The sequence below is a fragment of the Halosolutus gelatinilyticus genome (assembly GCF_023028105.1).
GTDB classification, from domain to species: domain Archaea; phylum Halobacteriota; class Halobacteria; order Halobacteriales; family Natrialbaceae; genus Halosolutus; species Halosolutus gelatinilyticus.
In genome coordinates this window covers 458199-477818 of record NZ_CP095492.1, presented here as the reverse complement: position 1 = coordinate 477818, position 19620 = coordinate 458199, and the positions used below count along the sequence as shown (strand labels likewise).

Here is a 19620-nt window from a genome sequence, read left to right as displayed (position 1 = left end):
CTCTACCAGGCGCCGGCTGTGACGCCGATCGCGGTCGGCGGTCGCCCGTTCTCGCGCCCGCGACCGTTCCGATCGGATTCCGCATTTCCCTGTCGCGAACGCCGCTCGTCACGCGATTAGGGTCGTATCGGCCGCTGTGTCGCCGATGCTGTGAGCGTCGGACCGCCGAACGGAGATCCGTACGAGCGACTATTTACACCCATACGACCGTAAATATCCGAATTCAAGACATTACAACCATACGACTGTAACCGTTCGGCGAGGGAGAACGGGCAGCGTCAGATACCGGCTTACCCTGCCGCACTCGGGTGCTTGCGTCTGCCACGAGGTAGCTTCGAATCGATCGGTCGCTACCGACGATCGTTCCGGGGCCGAATCGGACGCTATCGACGGTCGCCGATCGCTCCGTATGGAGTATTCGACTCCGGCGGCTCGCCGTGGTCGCGTTCGACGGATCAACGGCGCCGCGAACGGATCTACGGTACTCGCGCGATCACGGCGGTTGGGCGGTCGGGTCCTCGACGGCCCGAGTCCACTGCCAAAGCCACTCGCCGAGATCGTCGTCGGGAACGTCCAGCGAGTGCGACGTCGCCGGAAGCTCGGGATAGCCGCCGACGGCTTCCTGGCTGTCGATGATCGCTCCCGTCCCCTCGCGGACGTTTTCGACGATCCGAACGTCGTGGTACGTGCGATCGGCGGGACGCGCCCCGGCACCGGAGAGTACGGTCTCGTAGGCCTGCCGTCCGGGAACGGTCGGGAATCCGTCGGGCCACAGCGGCCGTTCGGTGGCCATCGTGATTCCGCTCCCGGCTCCCGTCACCGGCATCGACTCGGGCATCGTCTCGTTGTGCGCGACGTACGCGGTCACGGGTCCGTTCGCGTCAGTGTGGATCGCGCCGATTACGGCGTCGTCGGTCGGCGTTCGCGGACCGGCGCGGTAGCAGTTCCCGACGATCGTAGCACGCGTTTCGTCGTCGACGCCGCCACCGAGGTTGAGCCCGCGCTCGAAGTTGTAGGCGACGTTGTTCGCGACGACCGAACTCGATCCGCCTTTGAGCCGCGGGTGGCGGGCGACCGAGTTCGCCCAGAGGTTCCCCGCGATCGTCACGCGCTCGCTGCGATCCATCACCAGCGTTCCGTACGAGTGGGGCCCTTTCGGGTGGATCGAATCGTTGAGACACTCCGCGATGAGGTTGTTACTGAACGTGACGTTTGGCTTTTCCGGGCCGCTGTTGGTCGACACGCTCTCGTCGGTCCCCCAGCTCGCCGAGCAGTGATCGACGATGACGTTCGCGCCGCCGGCGTTGCCGAGGCAGTCGACCTCCGCCGGGACGTCGTCGCCGGGCCGGACGCGGAGGTGCTGGACGATCACGTCGTCCGCGGCGACGCTGAGACCGCCCCGAATAAGCGTGATTCCCGGCGACGGCGCCGTCTGGCCCGCGACGTAGAGCCCGGGCCGCGTTACCTCGATCGACTCGCCTTCGAGGTCGACGACGCCGCCGACTTCGAACACGACGATCCGCGGGCCGCGCCGATCGATCGCCCGGCGGAGCGATCCCTCGCCGGAGCCCTCGAGCGACGTCACCGTGTAGACGTCGGGATCGGCGCCGTCGAGCCACGCGGCGTCAGCGAACCCGTCCGTCGCGCCGACGTGGGAACTCGCCGACTCGCCGAGGAAACTCGCGTCGAATCCCGACGACTCCGGTTCCGAGGCGTCGTCCGTTTCGTCTCCGTCCTCCTCCGAGGGGACACCGGCGTCCGGCCCGTCGGAGCTACAGCCGGCCAGCGCCCCGGCGAGCCCGGATCCGGACAGGGCGAGGAGCGCCCGCCGGAAAACCCGACGCTGTTTTGCAGTACGAGATCTTGTCCCGCTCGATCGATCCATGTCACCGTCGATGAACTATCCGCGCTTAAATCTTGGCGAGCCGACGCTCGCCGTCGGCTCGTCGGCTCGGTTCCGGCCGCAAACGTGACGACTCGCTGACGAAGCACACAAGTGGCGGCCGCTGGACCGGGCAACTACGATGGGGACGACACTGCCCGACGAGTTCGTCGACGCCGTCCGCCACCACGCGGACGCAGTGCTGGCGACCGGACGCGACCGATACGGGGAAATCGAGACGCCGCTACTGGCCGACGCGATCGATCCCGACGCCGGGGAGGCGATCGCCTACGACGCGCGCGACGTCGCGGCGGGCCGCCGGCTGTCGAACGTGGCGACCCAGCAGGAGTTCCTCCGGACGCTCGTCGCCCTGACGCGACTCGAGGGCGACGACCGATACCGCGAGGCGGCCGTCGAACCCGTCTCGTGGTTCCTTGAGCGCCTCACGGACGCGCGAGGACTGCCCTACTGGGGCGGCCACGTCGCCTACGACCTCGACGCGGACGCGCCGGCGACGAACAAGGGTGGTCCGCACGAGCTGAAGTTCGAGTACCCGTTCTACGACCTGCTCTGGGCGATCGATCCGGCCGCGACCCGGCGTTTCGTCGAGGCGTTCTGGAGCGCCCACGTCCACGACTGGACGATCCTCGATTTCAACCGCCACGGCGACCGCACCGGGCGGCGCGACGACGAGTCCGCCCCCGCCGACGGCGCGATCGAGCCGCCCGCGTCGGCCGACGGCCGGTCGATCGCCGATCCCTGGGACCGCGAGTACGAGGGCGGCGACGTGTTCTTCTGGGGGAGCGGGCTTACCTTCGTCAACACCGGGAGCGACCTCTACTACGCCGCGGCGGTGCTGGCCGATCTCGACGGCGACGACGGGCCGCTTCGCTGGGGGCGACGGCTGGCGCGTCGGTACGTCGAGACGCGCCAGGAGGCCGGCATCAGCGGCTACCAGTTCAGCCAACACCCCAGTTACTGCAACGGGCCGGAGATCCGGGGCGATCGGGCGCAGTACCAGTTCGCGCCGTACATCCACGGGGACCACCGCATCTACGAGGGGACGCTGTTCCGCCCGCGGCCGATCGTCCAGCGCCGGCAGTTGGAACTCGGGGAGCGCCTCGGCGACCGCGGTGAGGCGTTCGCCCGGTGGGCACTCGAGGAGCTTCGGGCGTGGCGCGAGGTGGCGTACCGCCCCGATCGCAATGAGTTCGAGCCGATGCTGACCGACGGGCGCAGTCTCGAAGGGTTCGTCGTTCGTCGGGAAGGGTACTTCGGCCCCAAAGGGCGCGTGATCGGGCCCATCGAGGCCGACGCGGACTTCCTCTGGGCGTACGCGACGGCGTACCGGACGACGGGCGACGAGGTCTGCTGGCGGACGGCCCGCGATATCGCGCGCGGCCTGGGACTCGGCGACACCGGGGCGCCCGGCGGCGAGGGCGTCGATCTCGAGTCCGATCCCGAGAGCGACGATTTCCGGGCCCTGTACGGACTGCTGGACCTCCACCGGGCGACGGATTGCGACGCCTACCGCGACGCCGCGGCGCGGATCGGCGAGAACGTACTCGACGCACGGACGAACGACGACGGCGCGTTCGTCGATGGCGTGGGTCGAATCGTCCTCGAGGACCCGGTTCCGCTGGCGCTGTTGCACCTCGCAGCGGCGCTGCGCGGCGACGATCGCGGCGCCCTTCCCACGCCGATCGGCGACCGTCGATCGCCCGAGGGCGGCGTATAGACTTCCGCCTGGCTTCCCCCGGACCCGGACGGCTCGGTCGCGGCGCGAGAGCCGGCAGGATCGCCACCGAATGCCAATCCTTTTGATGCGCTCCGCCCCTGCAGGATACGTATGCATCAACTCGGTAGTCGATCGATCGAGGAACCTCCTCGCGTGAAGATCGGATACGTCGGGGGCGGGAGTCAGGGGTGGGCGCACACCCTCATCAACGACCTCGCGCAGTGTCGCGACATCGCCGGGACGGTGGCGCTCTACGACGTCGATTACGAGTCCGCCGCCGACAACGCGGAACTCGGCACCCGCGTCGTCGAGCGCGAGAGCGCCGACGGCGACTGGACGTTCGAGGCCGTCCGCGAGCTGGACGACGCGCTCGCGGACGCCGACGTCGTCGTCTGCTCGATTCAGGACCCGCCCGAGGAGACCTTCGTCCACGACATCGATCTCCCCAAACAGTACGGCATCCACCAGCCGGTTGCCGATACGGTCGGCCCCGGCGGGATCCTGCGTTCGATGCGCGCGATCCCCCAGTACCGGGAGATCGCGGCGACGGTCCGCGAGCGGTGTCCCGACGCGTGGGTGATCAACTACACGAACCCGATGACCGTCTGCACCCGGACGCTCTACGAGGAGTTTCCAGACATCAAGGCGATCGGCCTCTGTCACGAGGTGTTTAAACACCAGGAGCTGTTCGCCGAGATCGCGGAACGGCACCTCGAGGAGGCGACCGACGTCGCGCGCGAGGAGATCCGCGTCAACGTCAAGGGGATCAATCACTTCACGTGGATCGACGAGGCGCGGTGGCGCGGCCGGGACCTCTATCGGTTCCTCGACGACGAACTCGAGGCGCGGCGCCCGTTGAACGGCTTCGAACCGGGCTCGATGGCCGACGCGTCCTACTGGGTCAACAACTACCGCGTCTCGTTCGACCTCTACGATCGGTTCGGCCTGCTGGCCGCGGCCGGCGACCGGCACCTCGTCGAGTTCGTCCCGTGGTATCTCGCGCTCGACGATCCCGCAGAGCTCCACCGGTGGGGGATCAGGTTCACCCCGAGTTCGGCGCGACTCCCCGACGGCGACGGGCCGACGCGGACCGAGCGGTACCTCTCGGGCGACGAGACGTTCGACCTCTCGCAGTCCGGCGAGGAACTCGTCGACATCGTTCGGGCGCTGCTGGGGATCGAACCCGTCGAGACGCACCTGAACTACCCCAACGAGGGACAGGTCTCGAACCTGCCCGAAGGCGCCGTGGTCGAGACGAACGCCCTGCTCACCGGCGACGACGTCTCGCCGATCGCGGCGGGGTCGCTCCCCCGCGAGGTCCGGTCGATGGTGCTGACCCACGTCGACGACCAGGAGACGCTCGTCGAAGCCGGGTTCGAGGGCGATCTCGATCGCGCGTTCCGGGCGTTCCTGAACGATCCGCTCGTCACGATCGACCGGGACGCGGCCGCGGATCTCTTCGCCGAGCTCGTCGAACGCGAACGGGAGTACCTTACCGCGTGGAATCTCGAGGACGCCGACGTTCTCGCGACCTGACACCGGACGCAGCAGTCGATCGTTCGGAACGAGCGGGCGGCCCCGTCGGGCTCGATTTCCGGGTGGTCAGAAAAAACAGATATACGAAATTATAAATAGTGGTGGTTGAATGGTAGGTGTTGAACCGTAACACACGGGAAACCATGAAAGATTCACATACGAGGTACGGGGGAGCGGTAGTCGCGGCGTTGATGGTGCTGTCGGTGGTCGTCAGCCCGGTCGTCGCCGCGGGCACAGCCTTGCCGACGAGTACAGCCGCCACAACACAGGAGGACTCCCTCCTGCAGGAGGACAGCGCCAAGACGCTCACGATCTCTTGGTTCCGCGACGACGGGGACAGTAACGGTCCGTACCCCGTCTTCCCGCACGAGTACGGCGACGAAGAACACTGGATCGAGCTGTTCGCCAACGCGGAGGGCGACGCGCACCTGCGCGCCGACGACTCGATCGCGAAGAATCCCAACGGCCGGTGGGACATGATCACTCTCCACGTCGAGGGGACCGGGCTCGAAGAACTGAACCCGCCCGTCGCCGGCGAGAAGAAGGGACTCGTGACCGAGAACTTCGTCGAGAACGACGACTGGGACGTCTCGATCACGCAGGCGAACGGGGATAAGGAACTGCACATCGAGGACAACGTGGACGGTTACGACAACCCGACTGGCGTCGAGGAAGACGTCCCGCCGGTGATGGTCTTCGCCGATACCGATGAGGTTGACGACGACTTCGCGTACGGCGACGACCCCGACACGGGGCTGCTCGTCTGGATCGATCCGAACCGCGCGGTGCTCGACGAGAACGGTGACGAAGCCAGCTTCGAGCCCGGCGAAGAGTACGCCGTCGAGTTCGACGTCCACGGCCAGACCGAGACGACGAGCTTCCGGACCGTCGAGGGCGACGTGACCCTCGAGGACAGCTACGAACCGGCCAACAAGTTCGGCGCCGAACTCGTCGGCGAGTCGACCCTGGCCGGCGGGACGGAGGTCGAACTGGTTCTCGAGACCGAAGACGGCACGACCGCGTCGACGACCGTCGACGTCGAGGGCAACGAGGTTCTGAAGGGGACCGACTCGGCCGGAACGATCCCGGCCGGACCGGTCGCCGCGCAGTTCGACCTCTCCGGGATGGAGAACCAGGAGTTCACGCTGACCGCCTACGCGCCCGGTCCCGAAGGCGGCATGGTCGACGGCGAACCGGCCCGCGACGACGACGACTACATGGCCGACGAGAACCGGATCAAGGTCGCCGAGTCGTCCGGCGTGATCCAGGACATCATCGACCCCGACTACACGATCGAGTCCGCGTCCGTCGGCGACGGGAAGCCGCTGTCGCTGCCCTACGGCATCGAGGACTACTCGACGCCCGCCCAGATCGCCGACGCCACCGGCGACGGCGAGCTCGCGTACGACGACTCGGTCGCGCTCGACGTCCAGGGGACCGACGCGTGGGACGGGCTGGTGCTCCACTACGAGACCGACGACAGCATCTTCGAGGCGATCGATCGATCGCCCGGAACGAACATCCACGAGAAGTTCGACAGCTCGCCGCTCTCGCTGGACGTGGTCCAGACGAACGCCGACGGCGAACCCAAGGAACTGGACATGGCCGCAAACGCAAGCGGCACCCACATCGTTCCGGATCCGGGCGACTCCGACGAGCGGCTATACCACACCGAAGAGCAGGGAATCTTCTTCTGGATCGACATGAACGACGTCGTCCTCTTTCAGGACGGCGAACCGGTCGCGCCGGAGCCCGGCGAGACCTACGAGGCGACGCTGACCATCGAGACCGAAACCGGCGTCGAGACCGAGACGATCGAGTTCGAACTGATCGAGGGCGAAAGCTGGATCGGCAACGACGCCGGCGAAGTCGGGATCCCGCAGGCCGAGAACGCGGAGATCCGGCTCAACACCGAACTCGCCGCCGGCGGCGAGTGGACGATCACCGTCGAGTCGGCGGACGGCAGCCTCAACGTTTCTGAGCAGGACAACGTTCCGGAAGGGCACGGCGACGTGCGCGCCGGCAAAGCTGCGGGCGCGATGCCGGTCGCCTCGGCGGCGCTCCCCGTCGACACCAGCAGCCTCGAGTACGACACCGAACTGACCATCACGGCGAGCCTCGAGGAGGACCCGCCGGACTCGCCCCACCGCGTCGTGGAGACGACGGGCGTCATCGTGCCGCCGCCGTCCGGAAGCGTCGACGTGAGCGACCAGTCTGGCGACGGCGAAACCCTCACCGTCGACGAAGTCGAACTGAGCGACGGTGGATTCGTGTCGGTCCACACGGGCTCGGAACTCGGCCCGACGATCGGCTCGAGTTCGTACCTCGACGCCGGGACCAGCTCGGACGTCGAAGTGCCGATCGACGAACCGGTCAGCGAGGACGTGACCCTCTACGTGCTGATCCACCGGGATACGAACGGAAACGAGGAGTTCGACTTCCCGAGCGCGGACGGCGCGTACGAGGACGACGGAACACCAGTCGCCGACAGCCTCGAGTACACCTACGACGGGACGGCCGACGACGGCGGTAAGGGCGAAGACGACGGCGACGATAACGACGACGACAGGTCGCCCGGATTCGGCGTCGCGGCGGCGCTGATCGCGCTGCTCGCCGCCGGTCTCGTCCGGCGCCGCCGCGCGTAATCGTCCCGGCTCGCGATCGTTTTTTTCGCGGTCCGTCAGTCCGTCGCGGTGGCCTAACCTGTTCGACTGAGAGATTTTCCCATCAGAAAGATTAAGAAGCTCCGATCTAATACTCCGTGCGTACAGTTACCATATGAAGCCCGACAGACGAACATTCATTCGAGCGGTCGGTGCGGGGGGTATCGGTTTCGCCGCCGGTTGCGCGGAGTTTACGTCCGATGACGACGATTCGCCGTCCGGCGGCGACGGCGAGGCGCCGGAGATCATCACCATGGAGGCGGCCGGCGCGGACATTTGGAATCAGGCGGATCTGGGGCACTACTACTACACGACGGTGAGCGGCGACTTCGACGTTACCGTGGAAGTCGCCTCCCTAGAGAACGTCAACCCGCACGCGAAGGCGGGGATCATGGTCCGCGAGTCGCTCGACGCCCCCTCGCGGAACATGATGGTTCGCAAGCGGGCCGGCTTCGGGCTCTCGCCGCAGTGGCGTCCCCGGGACAACGCCGCGACGACGAGTACGACGTCCGAAGACGGGGCACCCCTGAGCCGAATCGAGGGCGGCACCATGGAGGGATCGTGGCAGCGCCTCCAGCGCTCGGGCGACACGATTCGGGCCTACGGTTCGCAGGACGGCGAGGAGTGGACGCTGATGGTCGAACTCACGTCGAACGAGATCGACCTGAGCGACGAGGTGTACCTCGGACTGGCCGCGACCAGTCACGACCAGGCCAATCCCACGACCGCCAAGTTCCGCTACCTCGACGGCGTCGAACCGGACGAGAACGACGATATCGGATCGCCGCTCGTCGAGGGGAGCATCTCGGTCGATCGGGCGGCCGTCGTGTCGACCGTCGAGCCGACCGATCTCACCCCGTCCTCGGCGACGCTCAGAGGCGACCTCGAGAACCTCGGCGGCGCCGACTCGGTCGAGGTCTACTTCGAGTACCGCGAAGTCACCGAGGAGGAGTGGCGCCGGACCGAGACGACGTCGCTCTCTGAAACCGGGGAGTTCGGCCTGGAGGCGTCCGACCTCACCGGTCGACGGTACTACCAGTTCCACGCCGTCGCCGACAACGGGGACACCGAAGGCAGTACGATCAACGACCTGTTCTCGACGCCGAGCGGATCGAGCGGGAGCGCCGACGACGGTCCCGAGAGCGCCTCGGCGTTCGACCCTGGCGACGGGTTCGTGGACGTCGCGCCGTGGCTCGACGACGACACGCCGCTGATCGTCGTCAACGAACCGACGCGGGAGGCGCTCGAGACGGCGATCAACGTCGACGGGCCGCGCGTGGTCGTCTTCGAGACCAGCGGGACGATCGACCTCGGGGCGGCGGACCTCAACGTCCGAAACGGGAAGTGCTGGATCGCCGGACAGACGGCGCCGTCGCCGGGCATCACGCTCATCCGCGGGGGGATCTGGCTCTACGGCGATGACTGCGTCGTTCAGCACCTCCGCGTCCGCCCCGGCGACGCCGGACAGGACACCGGCTGGGAGCCCGATGCGATCAACACGGCGGACGACACCAAGAACCAGCTCATCGATCACTGCACCGGGACCTGGTCGGTCGACGAGAACATCAACGCCGGCTACGACACCGAGAACACGACGATCTCGAACTGTTTGGCCGCGGAGCCGCTCAACGACGCGACGCACTCGAAGGGCGAGCACGGCTACAACTCGATCATGGGCAACAATGCGAAGAACGTCGCGCTCATGGGGAACGTCTGGGCGCTCGGCACGGACCGCAACCCGCGGCTCAAGCAGGGTACCGAAACCGTCGTGGTCAACAACCTCGTCCACCACTTCCACGACGGGATGTGGGCGGACCCCGAGACGAGCCACAGCATCGTGGGGAACGTCTTCGAGGATCCGCAGACGAGTCAGCCGAACGTCTTCGGCCAGGGGAGCGTCTACGCCGCCGACAACGTGCTCGAGGGCGGGAGCAACGACATGATCGGCGACGGTATCACGCAGCTGAGCTCCCGGCCGCTGTGGCCCGACGACCTGGAGCCGCTCTCCTCGAGCGAGGTCACGGAACACAACCTCGCGAACGCCGGCGCGCGGCCGGCCGATCGCACCGAACACGACGAGCGGATCATCGATCACATCCGCAACGGCGAGGGAGGCGTTATCGACAGCCAGGAGGAGGTCGGCGGCTACCCGACGCTCGAGGTGAACACCGAACCGATCGACGATCCCGAAACCGGACTGCGCGCCTGGCTCCGCGAACGGGCGCTGGCCGTCGAGCAGTAGCGCGATCGCCCGCCGGTACGCGGACGCGGGCCGCCGTCGCTCCCGCGTCGATGTTCGACGGCTGATAGCGCCGACACTGTAATCCGCATCGACCGCGCCGGCCGGCGATTCGCCGACGACGCAACGTTTATTTCCGTCCTCCGAAATAGCCAACCGATGGCAGTGCCTGACACAGATCGATTCGACATTCGCGAGTACGGCGCGAGCGGCGATCCGGACGTTCTCGATACCGACGCCATTCAGACGGCGCTCGACGACTGCGCCGAGTCCGGTGGAACAGTGTACGTCCCCCCCGGTACGTACGTGACCGCGCCGCTCACGGTCGGCGATCACACGACGCTTCACGTGGACTCGGGGGCGACACTGCGGTTCGTCGGCGACTACGACGCCTTTCCGACGGTCGAGAGCCGCTGGGAGGGGTGGGATCAGGTCGGGTTCCACCCCTGCCTGCTCGTCGACGGCGCCGAGAACGTTTCGATCGCCGGGCGCGGGACGATCGACGGCAACGGCCAGTACTGGTGGGAGTTCTACGACGCGCCCGAGTCGGAGATCCCCGAGGGACTCCGGGAGCGCCTGGCCGAGTTCGAGGAGCGAAACGACAAGCAGGACGACGTGAGCAGCTTCACCCACCGGCCGCCGCTGTTCCAGGTCCTCGACTCCGGGAACGTCAGCGTCTCGGGCGTCACGCTGCGAAACTCGCCGTTCTGGAACACCCACGTCGTCTACTCCGAGAACGTGACGATCCACGACGTCAATATCGAGAACCCGGCGGACGCCCCGAACGGCGACGGGATCGACATCGACTCCTCCCGGTACGTCCGCATCAGCGACACGTACATCAACGCGGGCGACGACGCGATCTGCATCAAGTCCGGGAAGAACGCCGAGGGACGCGAGGTCGGCGAACCGGCGTCTCAGATCACCGTCACCAACTGCACCGTCGAGGCGGGCCACGGCGGCGTCGTCATCGGGAGCGAGATGTCCGGCGACGTCCGCGATGTAACGGTCACCAACTGCACGTTCACCGACACCGATCGCGGCGTGCGGATCAAGACCGCGCGGGATCGCGGCGGCGTCGTCGAGGACCTCCGCTTCGACAACATCGTCATGCGGCGGATCGCCTGTCCGTTCGTCGTCAACGGCTACTACTTCACGCCGCTCGACAGCGATCCCGAACCGATCGACGAGGGAACGCCGATGGTCCGGAACGTCTCCTTTACCAACATCACCGCCCGGGAGGTCGAGACCGCCGGCTTCTTCGCCGGTCTTCCCGAGCGGTACTTCGCGGGTATCTCGTTTCGCGACGTCGACATCGACGCGACCCGATCGCTCGACGCGACGGACCTCGATCCCGCGATGGCCTACGACTACGAGCAGACCCACGGCCTGTTCTGCAAGTCGATCGCCGACATCTCGTTTCGCGACGTTCGAATCCGAACGCCCGGGAGTCCGGCGATGCGGTTCGAAGAGACCGAGGACGTGACGATCGACGGCCTTCGAGTGCCTGACTCCCAGGCCGCGCCCGTGGTCTCGCTGCGGAACGTCGATCGAACTCGCGTTCGCGGCTGCGCCCCGCCGTCGGACGGGGCGTTTCTGGAGGCAGACGGACCGAACACGCGCGAGATTTCGCTCGCCGGTAACCACGGCTCGCTGGCCGACGAGGTCGAACTCGGGAACGACACCGACGCGACGATCGAGCGCTCCTAACCGGCGCCGAAGCGCGAGTCGATCTCCGGTCGCGACCCGTGGGACCGATCGAACAAAACAATTATAGTTCGCTTGTCTGTATGCGTGAGTACCACATGGCCAACGCAACAGAACCCGATCTTCGCGTCGGACTCGTCGGACTCGGCAGCCTCGGCGTCCGGCTCGGACGACAGTTCGATTCCGTGCCCGGCGCGGAACTGGTCGCGATCGCCGACGTCAGCGAGGCGAACCTGGCCGACGCGGGTCGCGACCTCGAGGTGTCGCCCGCGGCGCAGTACCTCGACTACGAGACGATGCTCGACGAGGCCGACCTCGACGCGGCGGCGATCGCCACGCCCAACGGGCTCCACTACGAGCAGACGGTTGCCGCCCTGGAGCGGGACCTCCACGTGCTCTGCGAGAAGCCCCTGGCGACGTCCGTCGAGGACGCCCACGACCTCTACCGGCGAGACCGCGAGACCGATCGGGTGATGATGCTGGGCTACCAGCGACACCTGAACCCGGCGTTCGTCGAGGCCCGCGAGCGGTGGGCGGAGGGCGACGCCGATCCGACGTTCATCACGGGCGAGATCACCCACGACTGGCGCTCGTACTACGAGACCATGGACGACTGGCGGATGGACCCCGACCTGAGCGGGGGCGGCCACCTGCTGAACGTCGGTTCGCACGTCATCGACGCGATCCTCTGGGTGACCGGCCTCACGCCGGCCACCGTCTCCGCCACCGTCGAGTTCCACGACGACGAGCAGCTCTTCGACACGCAGTCCTCGATCACCATCGAGTTCGACGAGGGTGCGATCGCCACCGTCTCGGACACGGGGATCGTCGCGTGCACGCGGGAGCACATCCACATCTGGGACGACGACGGCGCCGTCTACCTGGAGGGCCGGGAGTGGACCGAGCGCACCGGCTACACGATCGACGCCGAGGGAACCGAACACGACCCGTACCGCGACTACCACGGCCGCCAGACGAAGGCCGAGGCGTTCGCCGAGGCGGTCCGAACCGGAACCGAGCCGCCGATTACGGTCCGTGACGCGTTCAGGACGCTACTCGTCACCATGGCCGCCTACGAGTCCGGTCGCACGGGCGAGCGCATCGATCTCGCCGATCGGTACGGGTTCGTCGGCGACGACCTGCTGAACTGACTTCTGCTTCGTTTCGGCGGGTACGGCTGTCACGTCGGGGATCCCCAGCGTTCGGCGGGTCGCTATTGCGAGCGCGGCCCGCGAATTCGATCCACTCTCGCCGGCGCGTCGCGCCGGGGCTGATCGTACTCGTCTCCGTCGATATTTGTGGGCAAGATTTATTAAGTATGAAGAATATTTCGAGTTGAGACATGAACGCAGGTTCGGTAGTGGGGGCGATCGGGGGTGAGTGAAGACGACTCGATCGGCAGTCGACTCGCCGGGGGGATCGGTCCGTCCGTCGTTCGGCGGCGGTTCGCGTACAAACTGGGCGCGTTGTTGCTCGTCGTCGTCGTGGTACTGGCGCTCGTCGGCAGCGTCGGGTACGTTCGGGCTCAGCAGTCCGTCGACGACAACGCCGACCGCCAGCTGCGGTCGGCGGCGTCGCTCCAGAGCGACGCGGTCGGGGACTGGATCTCGGAGATGAAACGCCAGACGGCCGCGATCGCCACCGACGACGCGATCGCACACGACGACCCCGACGTCGTCGAGGAACAGGTCCTCGCCAGAGCGAACAACCTCGGACTGACGGTCAGAGCGGTCCACGTGGTCGACCGCGAGGAGGGGACGCTCGTGGCCACGAACTCCAAGAGTGCCGGCAGCCGCACGCTAGCGGAGATCGACGAACCGTGGACCGACGTCTCCCAGTATCGGGATCTCAGCGAGTCGGTGTATCAGGTGGATATGAGCGCTCGCTCCTTCGAAGCCGCTGACGGCCGCGCCGTCTACTTCGCCACGCCGGTGCTGGACGACGATGACAGGGTCGTCGTTCTGGTCGGCGGCGTCAAAGAACAGGTGCTAGGGCTCCACCAGCCGTTCGAGAAGCAGCGGACGACGATCGTCTCCGCCGACGGCACCTCGGTCGTGGCCGGCCCCGAGGACGGGCCGCTCGCGTCGGCGTCGATCGACGGTGCGTCGCGACCGACGACCGACTCGGCCTCGGTGTTCGAAGGCGACTCGCACGTTCACGCGGCCACGATTGTCGACGGCACCGACTGGATCCTGGTCACGTCGGTCCCGCGATCGGTGGCGTTCGCGACCGCGAACATCGTCGGCCAGTCGCTGCTCGGCGTCGTGGGCGTGGGGCTGATCGCGGTGCTCGGGATCACCGTCGTCGTCGGCCGCCAGACCGCGGTCCCGATCACGCGGCTGCGGGACAAGGCCCGGACGATGGAGGAAGGGACGCTCGAGGTGGACCTGCAGACGTCCCGGATCGACGAGATCGGGCAGCTCTACGACGGGTTCGCGTCGATGCGCGACGCGCTGGACGAACAGATCCGCGAGGCCGAAACGGCTCGGCAGGAAGCCGAGGCCGCGCGGAACGAGACCCAGCGCACCAACGTCCACCTGGAACGCAAAGCCGACGAGTACAGTCGAGTCATGCGCGAGTGCGCGGCTGGCGATTTCACGCAGCGGATGGATCCCGAGAGCGACAGCGAGGCGATGGTGTCGATCGCCCGGGAGTTCAACGAGATGATCGGCGCGATCGAGGAGACGACCGCGCGCGTAAAGCGGTTCGCCGCGGAGGTCGCAGCCGCGAGTGAGGAGGCGACCGCCAGCGCCGAGGAGGTCGAGAGCGCGAGCGAGCAGGTCTCCGAGTCCGTCCAGCGCATCTCCGACGGTGCGGAGCGACAACACGAACACGTCGCGGAGGCGACGAGCGAGTTGAACACGCTCTCGTCGACGACCGAGGAGATCGCGTCCTCGTCCGACGAGGTGGCGGCCATCGCCGAGCGGACCGCGACGGCCGGCGTCCGCGGGCGGGAGGCGGCCGATCAGGCCGCCGAGGGGATGACCGCCGTCGCCGACGACACTGACGAGGTCGTCGAGCGGTTCGAGCGCCTTGAGCGGGAGATCGAGCAGATCGACGAACTGACCGCGTTCATCGACGAGATCGCCGAGCAGACCAACATGCTCGCGCTCAACGCGAACATCGAAGCCTCCAGAACGGGCGACGGCGGCGACGGTTTCGGCGCCGTCGCCAAAGAGGTAAAGGAACTCTCCCAGGAGACCCGGGAGGCGACCGACGAGATCGAACAGCAGTTGATTCGGCTGCAGGCGGCGGCCGACGACGCCGCCGCGGTCGTCGGGCGAACGAGCGATCGGGTCGCCACGAGCGTCGAGACCGTCGAAGACGCCGTCGACGCGCTCGAGGAGATCGCCACCTACGCGCAGCGAACCAACGAGGGGATCCAGGAGATCAGCGCGGCCACCGACGACCAGGCGACCGCCGTCGGTGAGACGGCCGGCGTGGTCGAGGACGTCGCGGCGATCAGCAGGCAGACGTCCCGGGAGACGGAGTCCGTCGCGGCCTCCGCCGAGGAGCAAACATCGGCGTTGGCCCAGGTCTCGCGCAACGCCAGTGATCTCGCACAGCAGGCCTTGCAGCTGCGTAACACCCTCGATCAGTTCGACACGTCGGTCGACGTCGACGACGAGCGGATCGCGGACGACCCGGCGTTCGCCGGCGGCGAGGCGAGCGGCGAGACCGCGGCGCAACCCGAGGGCGATGTGTTCGAGTACGTGGCCGAAGACGCTACCCGGGACGAGTCCGGGGACGCCGATCGAGACGGCCGATCGCACCCCGCCTCCGACGAGTGAGCGATCCGGGCGCTTCGCGCCCCTCGTCTGCCGCGTCGTCAAGATTTATTCCGACGGCCGCCCCACGGGCTGTCATGGAATCGTTCGAATCCGACGACGGACACGTGATCGTCCGTCTCGACCGCGGCGACATGGCCCTCGAATCGATCGAGCGGGCCTGCGACGAGCACGCGATCGACACCGGGGCCGTCGTCACCGGTATCGGAACGTTCAGTTCGCTGAACGTCCACTACGTCGATCGGACCGACCTTCCGGACGAGCAGGCCGATCGAAACGTCGAGCTTCGGTTGACCGGAGCGTGGGAGGTCACCGATATCAGCGGCGTCATCGCGAACGGCGAACCCCACCTCCACGTGACCGCGTTCGACGGCGATCGGACGGTCGGCGGCCACCTGGAACCGGGCTGCGAAGTCAACGTCCTCGGCGAGGTGGCGATCCGGGAAATTTCGGGTCTCTCGCTGGAGCGACGGCCCGGCGAGCGAAACGTCTCGCAGCTCGCGCGGCGGTAGCCTCGCGCCACGGCGGACGATCGACGTCGCGATCGGCGGCGGAACGCGATTTCGAACGATCGGCGAGTGGTCCGACCCTCGGCCGATACCCGACCGTCGCCGTTAGTTCCGTCGCCACCAGATGAAGCCGTAGAAGCCGAGCCCGGTCAGCAACAGCCCGATGCCCCAGACGGCGACGATCGCCGCCCAGACGCCCTCGCTCAAGATCGCTCCGACCGCGATCAGGAAGACCCCCACCACCGCGATTTTCAGCAGGAGGGACTCGTACAGCGGTTCGAGGAGGCGCGTTCGAGTGCGGGATGTCGTTTCCGGTTCGTTCGCTCGTTGCGTGGAAGCCATTACCACGATGGTTCGTCGAACGCATATAAATCACTTGGGATTTATCAAGTCTCAGGGCAGTGGCGATCGGCGGGAAGCGTGCCGGACGTCGATACAGAGCGGTCACGAGCCGCGGGTTCGACGCGGGCGGAATAGAGAGTATTGCCGGGAAACTAACGTTCGTAAGGGACGGGCGAAATCACTCATTTGAATGCCGATAGACTATCGTAACTACGTCGACGGTGAGTGGGTAGAATCGAGTTCGGGCGAGACGTTCGAGGTACTGAATCCCGCGAACACCGACGAGGTCGTTGGAACGTTTCAGTCGTCGACGTCCGAAGACGCCGAGGCGGCGATCGAGGCTGCGGTCGCCGCCCAGGACGAGTGGGCGTCGACGCCCGGCCCGGAACGGGGAGCGATACTCGCGGAGACGGCGCGGTCGCTCGAGGCCCAGAAGGACGACCTGGCCGAGACGCTGACCCGCGAGGAGGGCAAGACCCTCGCCGAGGCCGGCGGCGAGGTAGGGCGGGCGATCGACATCTTCGACTACTACGCGCAGAAGGCCCGCGACCTCGGCGGCGCCGTCAAGTCGCCCAGCGGGACGAACAAGAACCTCTACACCAAACGGGAGCCGCTCGGGACCGTCTCGCTGATCACGCCGTGGAACTACCCGATCGCCATCCCCGCCTGGAAGCTCGCGCCCGCGCTGGCGGCCGGCAACACGGCCGTCCTCAAGCCCGCCTCGGCGGCGCCGACCGTCGCCTGGAAGCTGCTCGAGGCGCTCGACGAAGCGGGGCTGCCCGCCGGCGTCGCCAACTCCGTCACCGGCTCCGGGAGCGAGGTCGGCGCGCCGCTGACCGACCACGAGGGCGTCGATGCCGTCTCCTTTACCGGCTCCACGGCGGTCGGCACCGCGGTCGCGAAGGCCGCCGGCGACGACCTCACGCGGGTCCAGTGCGAGATGGGCGGGAAGAATCCGACGGTCGTCATGCCAAGTGCCAGCGTCGACGACGCGGTCGACATCGTCGGCGCCGGTGCGTTCGGCGTCACCGGGCAGGCCTGCACCGCCTGCTCCCGAGCGATCGTCCACGAGAACGTCTACGACGAGTTCGTCGAGGGCGTCACGGCGTACGCCGAGTCGCTCGCGATCGGCTCCGGTCTCGACGACGTTGACATGGGCCCCCACGTCACGCGCAGCGAACTGGAGGGAACGCTCGAGTACGTCGAGATCGCCGCGAAAGAGGACGGCGCCACCCTCGAGACCGGCGGCGAGCGGCTCACCGGCGGCGAGTACGACGACGGCTACTACGTCGAACCGACCGTCTTCTCGGACGCGACCCGCGACATGCGCATCGCCCAGGAGGAGGTCTTCGGCCCCGTGCTGGCGGTGCTGAAAGTCGGCAGCTTCGAGGAAGGCCTCGAGGTCGCCAACGACGTCGACTACGGCCTCTCGGCGAGCATCGTCACGCAGGACCTCACCGAGGCCAACGAGTTCGCCGAGCGCGTCGAGGCGGGCGTCGCGAAGGTCAACGAGAAGACGACCGGGCTCGAACTGCACGTCCCCTTCGGCGGCTACAAGGAGTCCTCGACGGACACCTACCGCGAACAGGGCGACGCCGGCCTGGACTTCTTCACGTCGACGAAGACGGTCTACATGAACTACTAGAGCGCCTGTCGCCGACCGTTCCACAGCGCTCGGTTTTCTCGCTCGGACCCTCGTCGAGTCGGTCGTTCGAACCGCGACCGTTCCGCTCGCGTCGACACCAGCTACCGCGATCGCCGCGGTGAACGGTAAAAGACGGCTACCAGGTCCGATCGCGGGACGACGTCGGCGGTCCCAGGACGGCCGCCGCCGGCGTTGATCACGCCGGCGGTTCGTCCCACTCCTCGCCGTCGTCTTGCGGATCGTAGCCGATCCGGGCCCGGGCGTGCTCGAGGCCGTACCAGCGCCGGCGGTTGTCGCTGACGCCGCTGAACACGTCGAACTCGACGCTGTCGTCCTGCAGGCAGCAGTCGATCTGGTGGGCGAAGTCCCGGCGGGACTGCCAGGTCGCTTTCATCCGCGCGACCTCCTCCTCGTACTCGGCGCTGCCTCGCTCCCACTCGCCCTCCGCCACGCCGATCTCGGCGTCGCCGTAGGGGTGGTCGTACTCCTCGCTACGGACGCTGCAGATCCGGAGCGTGTAGAACCGCTTCGGGTACTCATAGCCCTCGACGTAGTAGCGACCCAGGTCCTCGCCGAAGCTCTTCGACGCCCCGTAGTAGGAGTCGGGGCGCACGGGGTCGGTGTGGTCGATGACGAGGTCGTGGTCCCGCTCGTAGATCTCGGGGGCGTTCTCGAGTTCGTACATCCCCATCACGTGGTTGGTCGACCCGAAGACGATCGACTCGACCTCGGCCTCGCGGGCGGCCTCTAAGACGTTGTACATTCCGAGAATGTTCGGCTCGAAGATGTCGGTCCACTCGCCGTCGGTGTAGGGGTAGGCGGCGAGGTGAACGACGGCGTCCTGCCCCTCGCAGGCCTTCCGGAGCGCCTCGTAGTCGGAGATGTCGCCGACGACCGTCTCGTAGCCGGCGTAAGGACCCTCGTCTCGGTCCGATCGGTTGTAGTACGTGAACTCGTACCGGTCGTCGTCGTGCAGGTGATCGATTATCGCCGTTCCGCAGCGTCCGTACGACCCGGTCACTAGTACGTCCATACGCCATAGGCTCGCGGAATCACTATCAAAATACCGGTCTCCACGGCGGGCTCAGCGCATCCGCACGGTCACCAGCCCGTCGAAGTTGAGGAGGATGCGCTGGGCGACGTCGCCGAAGATCGCCTTGCCGGTTGGCGATCGCTTGCGCCCGACGAGGAAGACGTGATCGCAGTCCAGGCGGTCGGCTGCCGAGAGTATCGCGTCGTCGAGATCGCCGTCCTCCGCGATGACGGTCTCGATGCGCACGTCGCCGTCGTCGCCAATCACGTCGTCGACGAACTCCCGGGCGAACTGCCGCGTCATGGCGTCCGGGTCGGTCTCCTCGTACGTCGTCCGTTCGACCTTCTCGACCCACTCGAGCGCGTCGATGCGTTCCTCGGCGGCTTCCGGTGTCGTCCACGCGAAGGCGACCAGGTCGGCGCCGTCGGCCTGCGCGAACGCGGCCGCTTCGGCGAGCAGCTGTCTGTGCGATTCCGTGTCGTCGATGACGACGAGTGCGCGATCCATACCTCCCACCTCGAACGGTAGTCAGATAAAA

At 67.2% G+C, this 19620-nt stretch carries 13 protein-coding genes; 9 read left to right on the top strand and 4 right to left on the bottom strand.

Annotation, left to right across the window (positions count from 1 at the left end; genetic code table 11):
- Window positions 1-493 precede the first annotated feature (493 nt).
- Complete coding sequence (locus tag MUH00_RS21165; RefSeq protein ID WP_247004261.1) at window positions 494-1885, bottom strand: pectate lyase family protein; 1392 nt, start codon at window positions 1883-1885, stop codon at window positions 494-496.
- A 139-nt stretch (window positions 1886-2024) separates the two neighbouring features.
- Here MUH00_RS21165 and MUH00_RS21160 point away from each other — a divergent pair, with 139 nt between their 5' ends.
- The 8 genes from MUH00_RS21160 (at window position 2025) to MUH00_RS21125 (ending at window position 16065) form a co-directional block, all read left to right on the top strand.
- Window positions 2025-3620: a pectate lyase gene (locus tag MUH00_RS21160; RefSeq protein WP_247004260.1), complete on the top strand. Its 1596-nt coding sequence runs from the start codon at window positions 2025-2027 to the stop codon at window positions 3618-3620.
- Between the two features lie 111 nt (window positions 3621-3731).
- Window positions 3732-5156: a family 4 glycosyl hydrolase gene (locus MUH00_RS21155; RefSeq protein ID WP_247004259.1), complete on the top strand. Its 1425-nt coding sequence runs from the start codon at window positions 3732-3734 to the stop codon at window positions 5154-5156.
- Window positions 5157-5299: 143 nt separating this feature from the next.
- The gene (locus tag MUH00_RS21150) at window positions 5300-7801 is read left to right on the top strand and encodes a DUF7282 domain-containing protein (RefSeq protein ID WP_247004258.1); all 2502 of its coding nucleotides are present in this window, start codon (window positions 5300-5302) and stop codon (window positions 7799-7801) included.
- 133 nt (window positions 7802-7934) lie between these two features.
- Window positions 7935-10061, top strand: a complete 2127-nt coding sequence (locus MUH00_RS21145; protein ID WP_247004257.1) for a DUF1349 domain-containing protein — start codon at window positions 7935-7937, stop codon at window positions 10059-10061.
- 156 nt (window positions 10062-10217) lie between these two features.
- Window positions 10218-11768 carry a glycoside hydrolase family 28 protein gene (locus tag MUH00_RS21140; protein ID WP_247004256.1) on the top strand — a complete coding sequence of 517 codons (1551 nt, stop codon included), beginning with the start codon at window positions 10218-10220 and terminating at the stop codon, window positions 11766-11768.
- A gap of 80 nt (window positions 11769-11848) precedes the next feature.
- On the top strand, window positions 11849-12916 hold the full coding sequence (locus MUH00_RS21135) for a Gfo/Idh/MocA family protein (protein WP_247004255.1): 1068 nt from the start codon (window positions 11849-11851) through the stop codon (window positions 12914-12916).
- A 225-nt stretch (window positions 12917-13141) separates the two neighbouring features.
- Window positions 13142-15556 carry a methyl-accepting chemotaxis protein gene (locus MUH00_RS21130; RefSeq protein ID WP_247004254.1) on the top strand — a complete coding sequence of 805 codons (2415 nt, stop codon included), beginning with the start codon at window positions 13142-13144 and terminating at the stop codon, window positions 15554-15556.
- A gap of 74 nt (window positions 15557-15630) precedes the next feature.
- The gene (locus tag MUH00_RS21125) at window positions 15631-16065 is read left to right on the top strand and encodes a PPC domain-containing DNA-binding protein (RefSeq protein WP_247004253.1); all 435 of its coding nucleotides are present in this window, start codon (window positions 15631-15633) and stop codon (window positions 16063-16065) included.
- Between the two features lie 102 nt (window positions 16066-16167).
- Here MUH00_RS21125 and MUH00_RS21120 read toward each other — a convergent pair whose 3' ends face one another.
- On the bottom strand, window positions 16168-16404 hold the full coding sequence (locus MUH00_RS21120) for a hypothetical protein (protein WP_247004252.1): 237 nt from the start codon (window positions 16402-16404) through the stop codon (window positions 16168-16170).
- Between the two features lie 190 nt (window positions 16405-16594).
- Here MUH00_RS21120 and xacF point away from each other — a divergent pair, with 190 nt between their 5' ends.
- Window positions 16595-18049, top strand: a complete 1455-nt coding sequence (gene xacF, locus MUH00_RS21115; RefSeq protein ID WP_247004251.1) for a 2,5-dioxovalerate dehydrogenase — start codon at window positions 16595-16597, stop codon at window positions 18047-18049.
- 196 nt (window positions 18050-18245) lie between these two features.
- On the opposite strand, the gene MUH00_RS21110 is transcribed toward xacF, so the two are convergent.
- Together MUH00_RS21110 and MUH00_RS21105 are read right to left on the bottom strand one after the other, a co-directional pair.
- Window positions 18246-19082 (bottom strand): NAD-dependent epimerase/dehydratase family protein, encoded by an 837-nt coding sequence (locus MUH00_RS21110; protein ID WP_247004250.1) that lies wholly within the window; start codon window positions 19080-19082, stop codon window positions 18246-18248.
- 51 nt (window positions 19083-19133) lie between these two features.
- On the bottom strand, window positions 19134-19589 hold the full coding sequence (locus MUH00_RS21105) for a universal stress protein (protein WP_247004249.1): 456 nt from the start codon (window positions 19587-19589) through the stop codon (window positions 19134-19136).
- Between the last annotated feature and the right edge of the window lie 31 nt (window positions 19590-19620).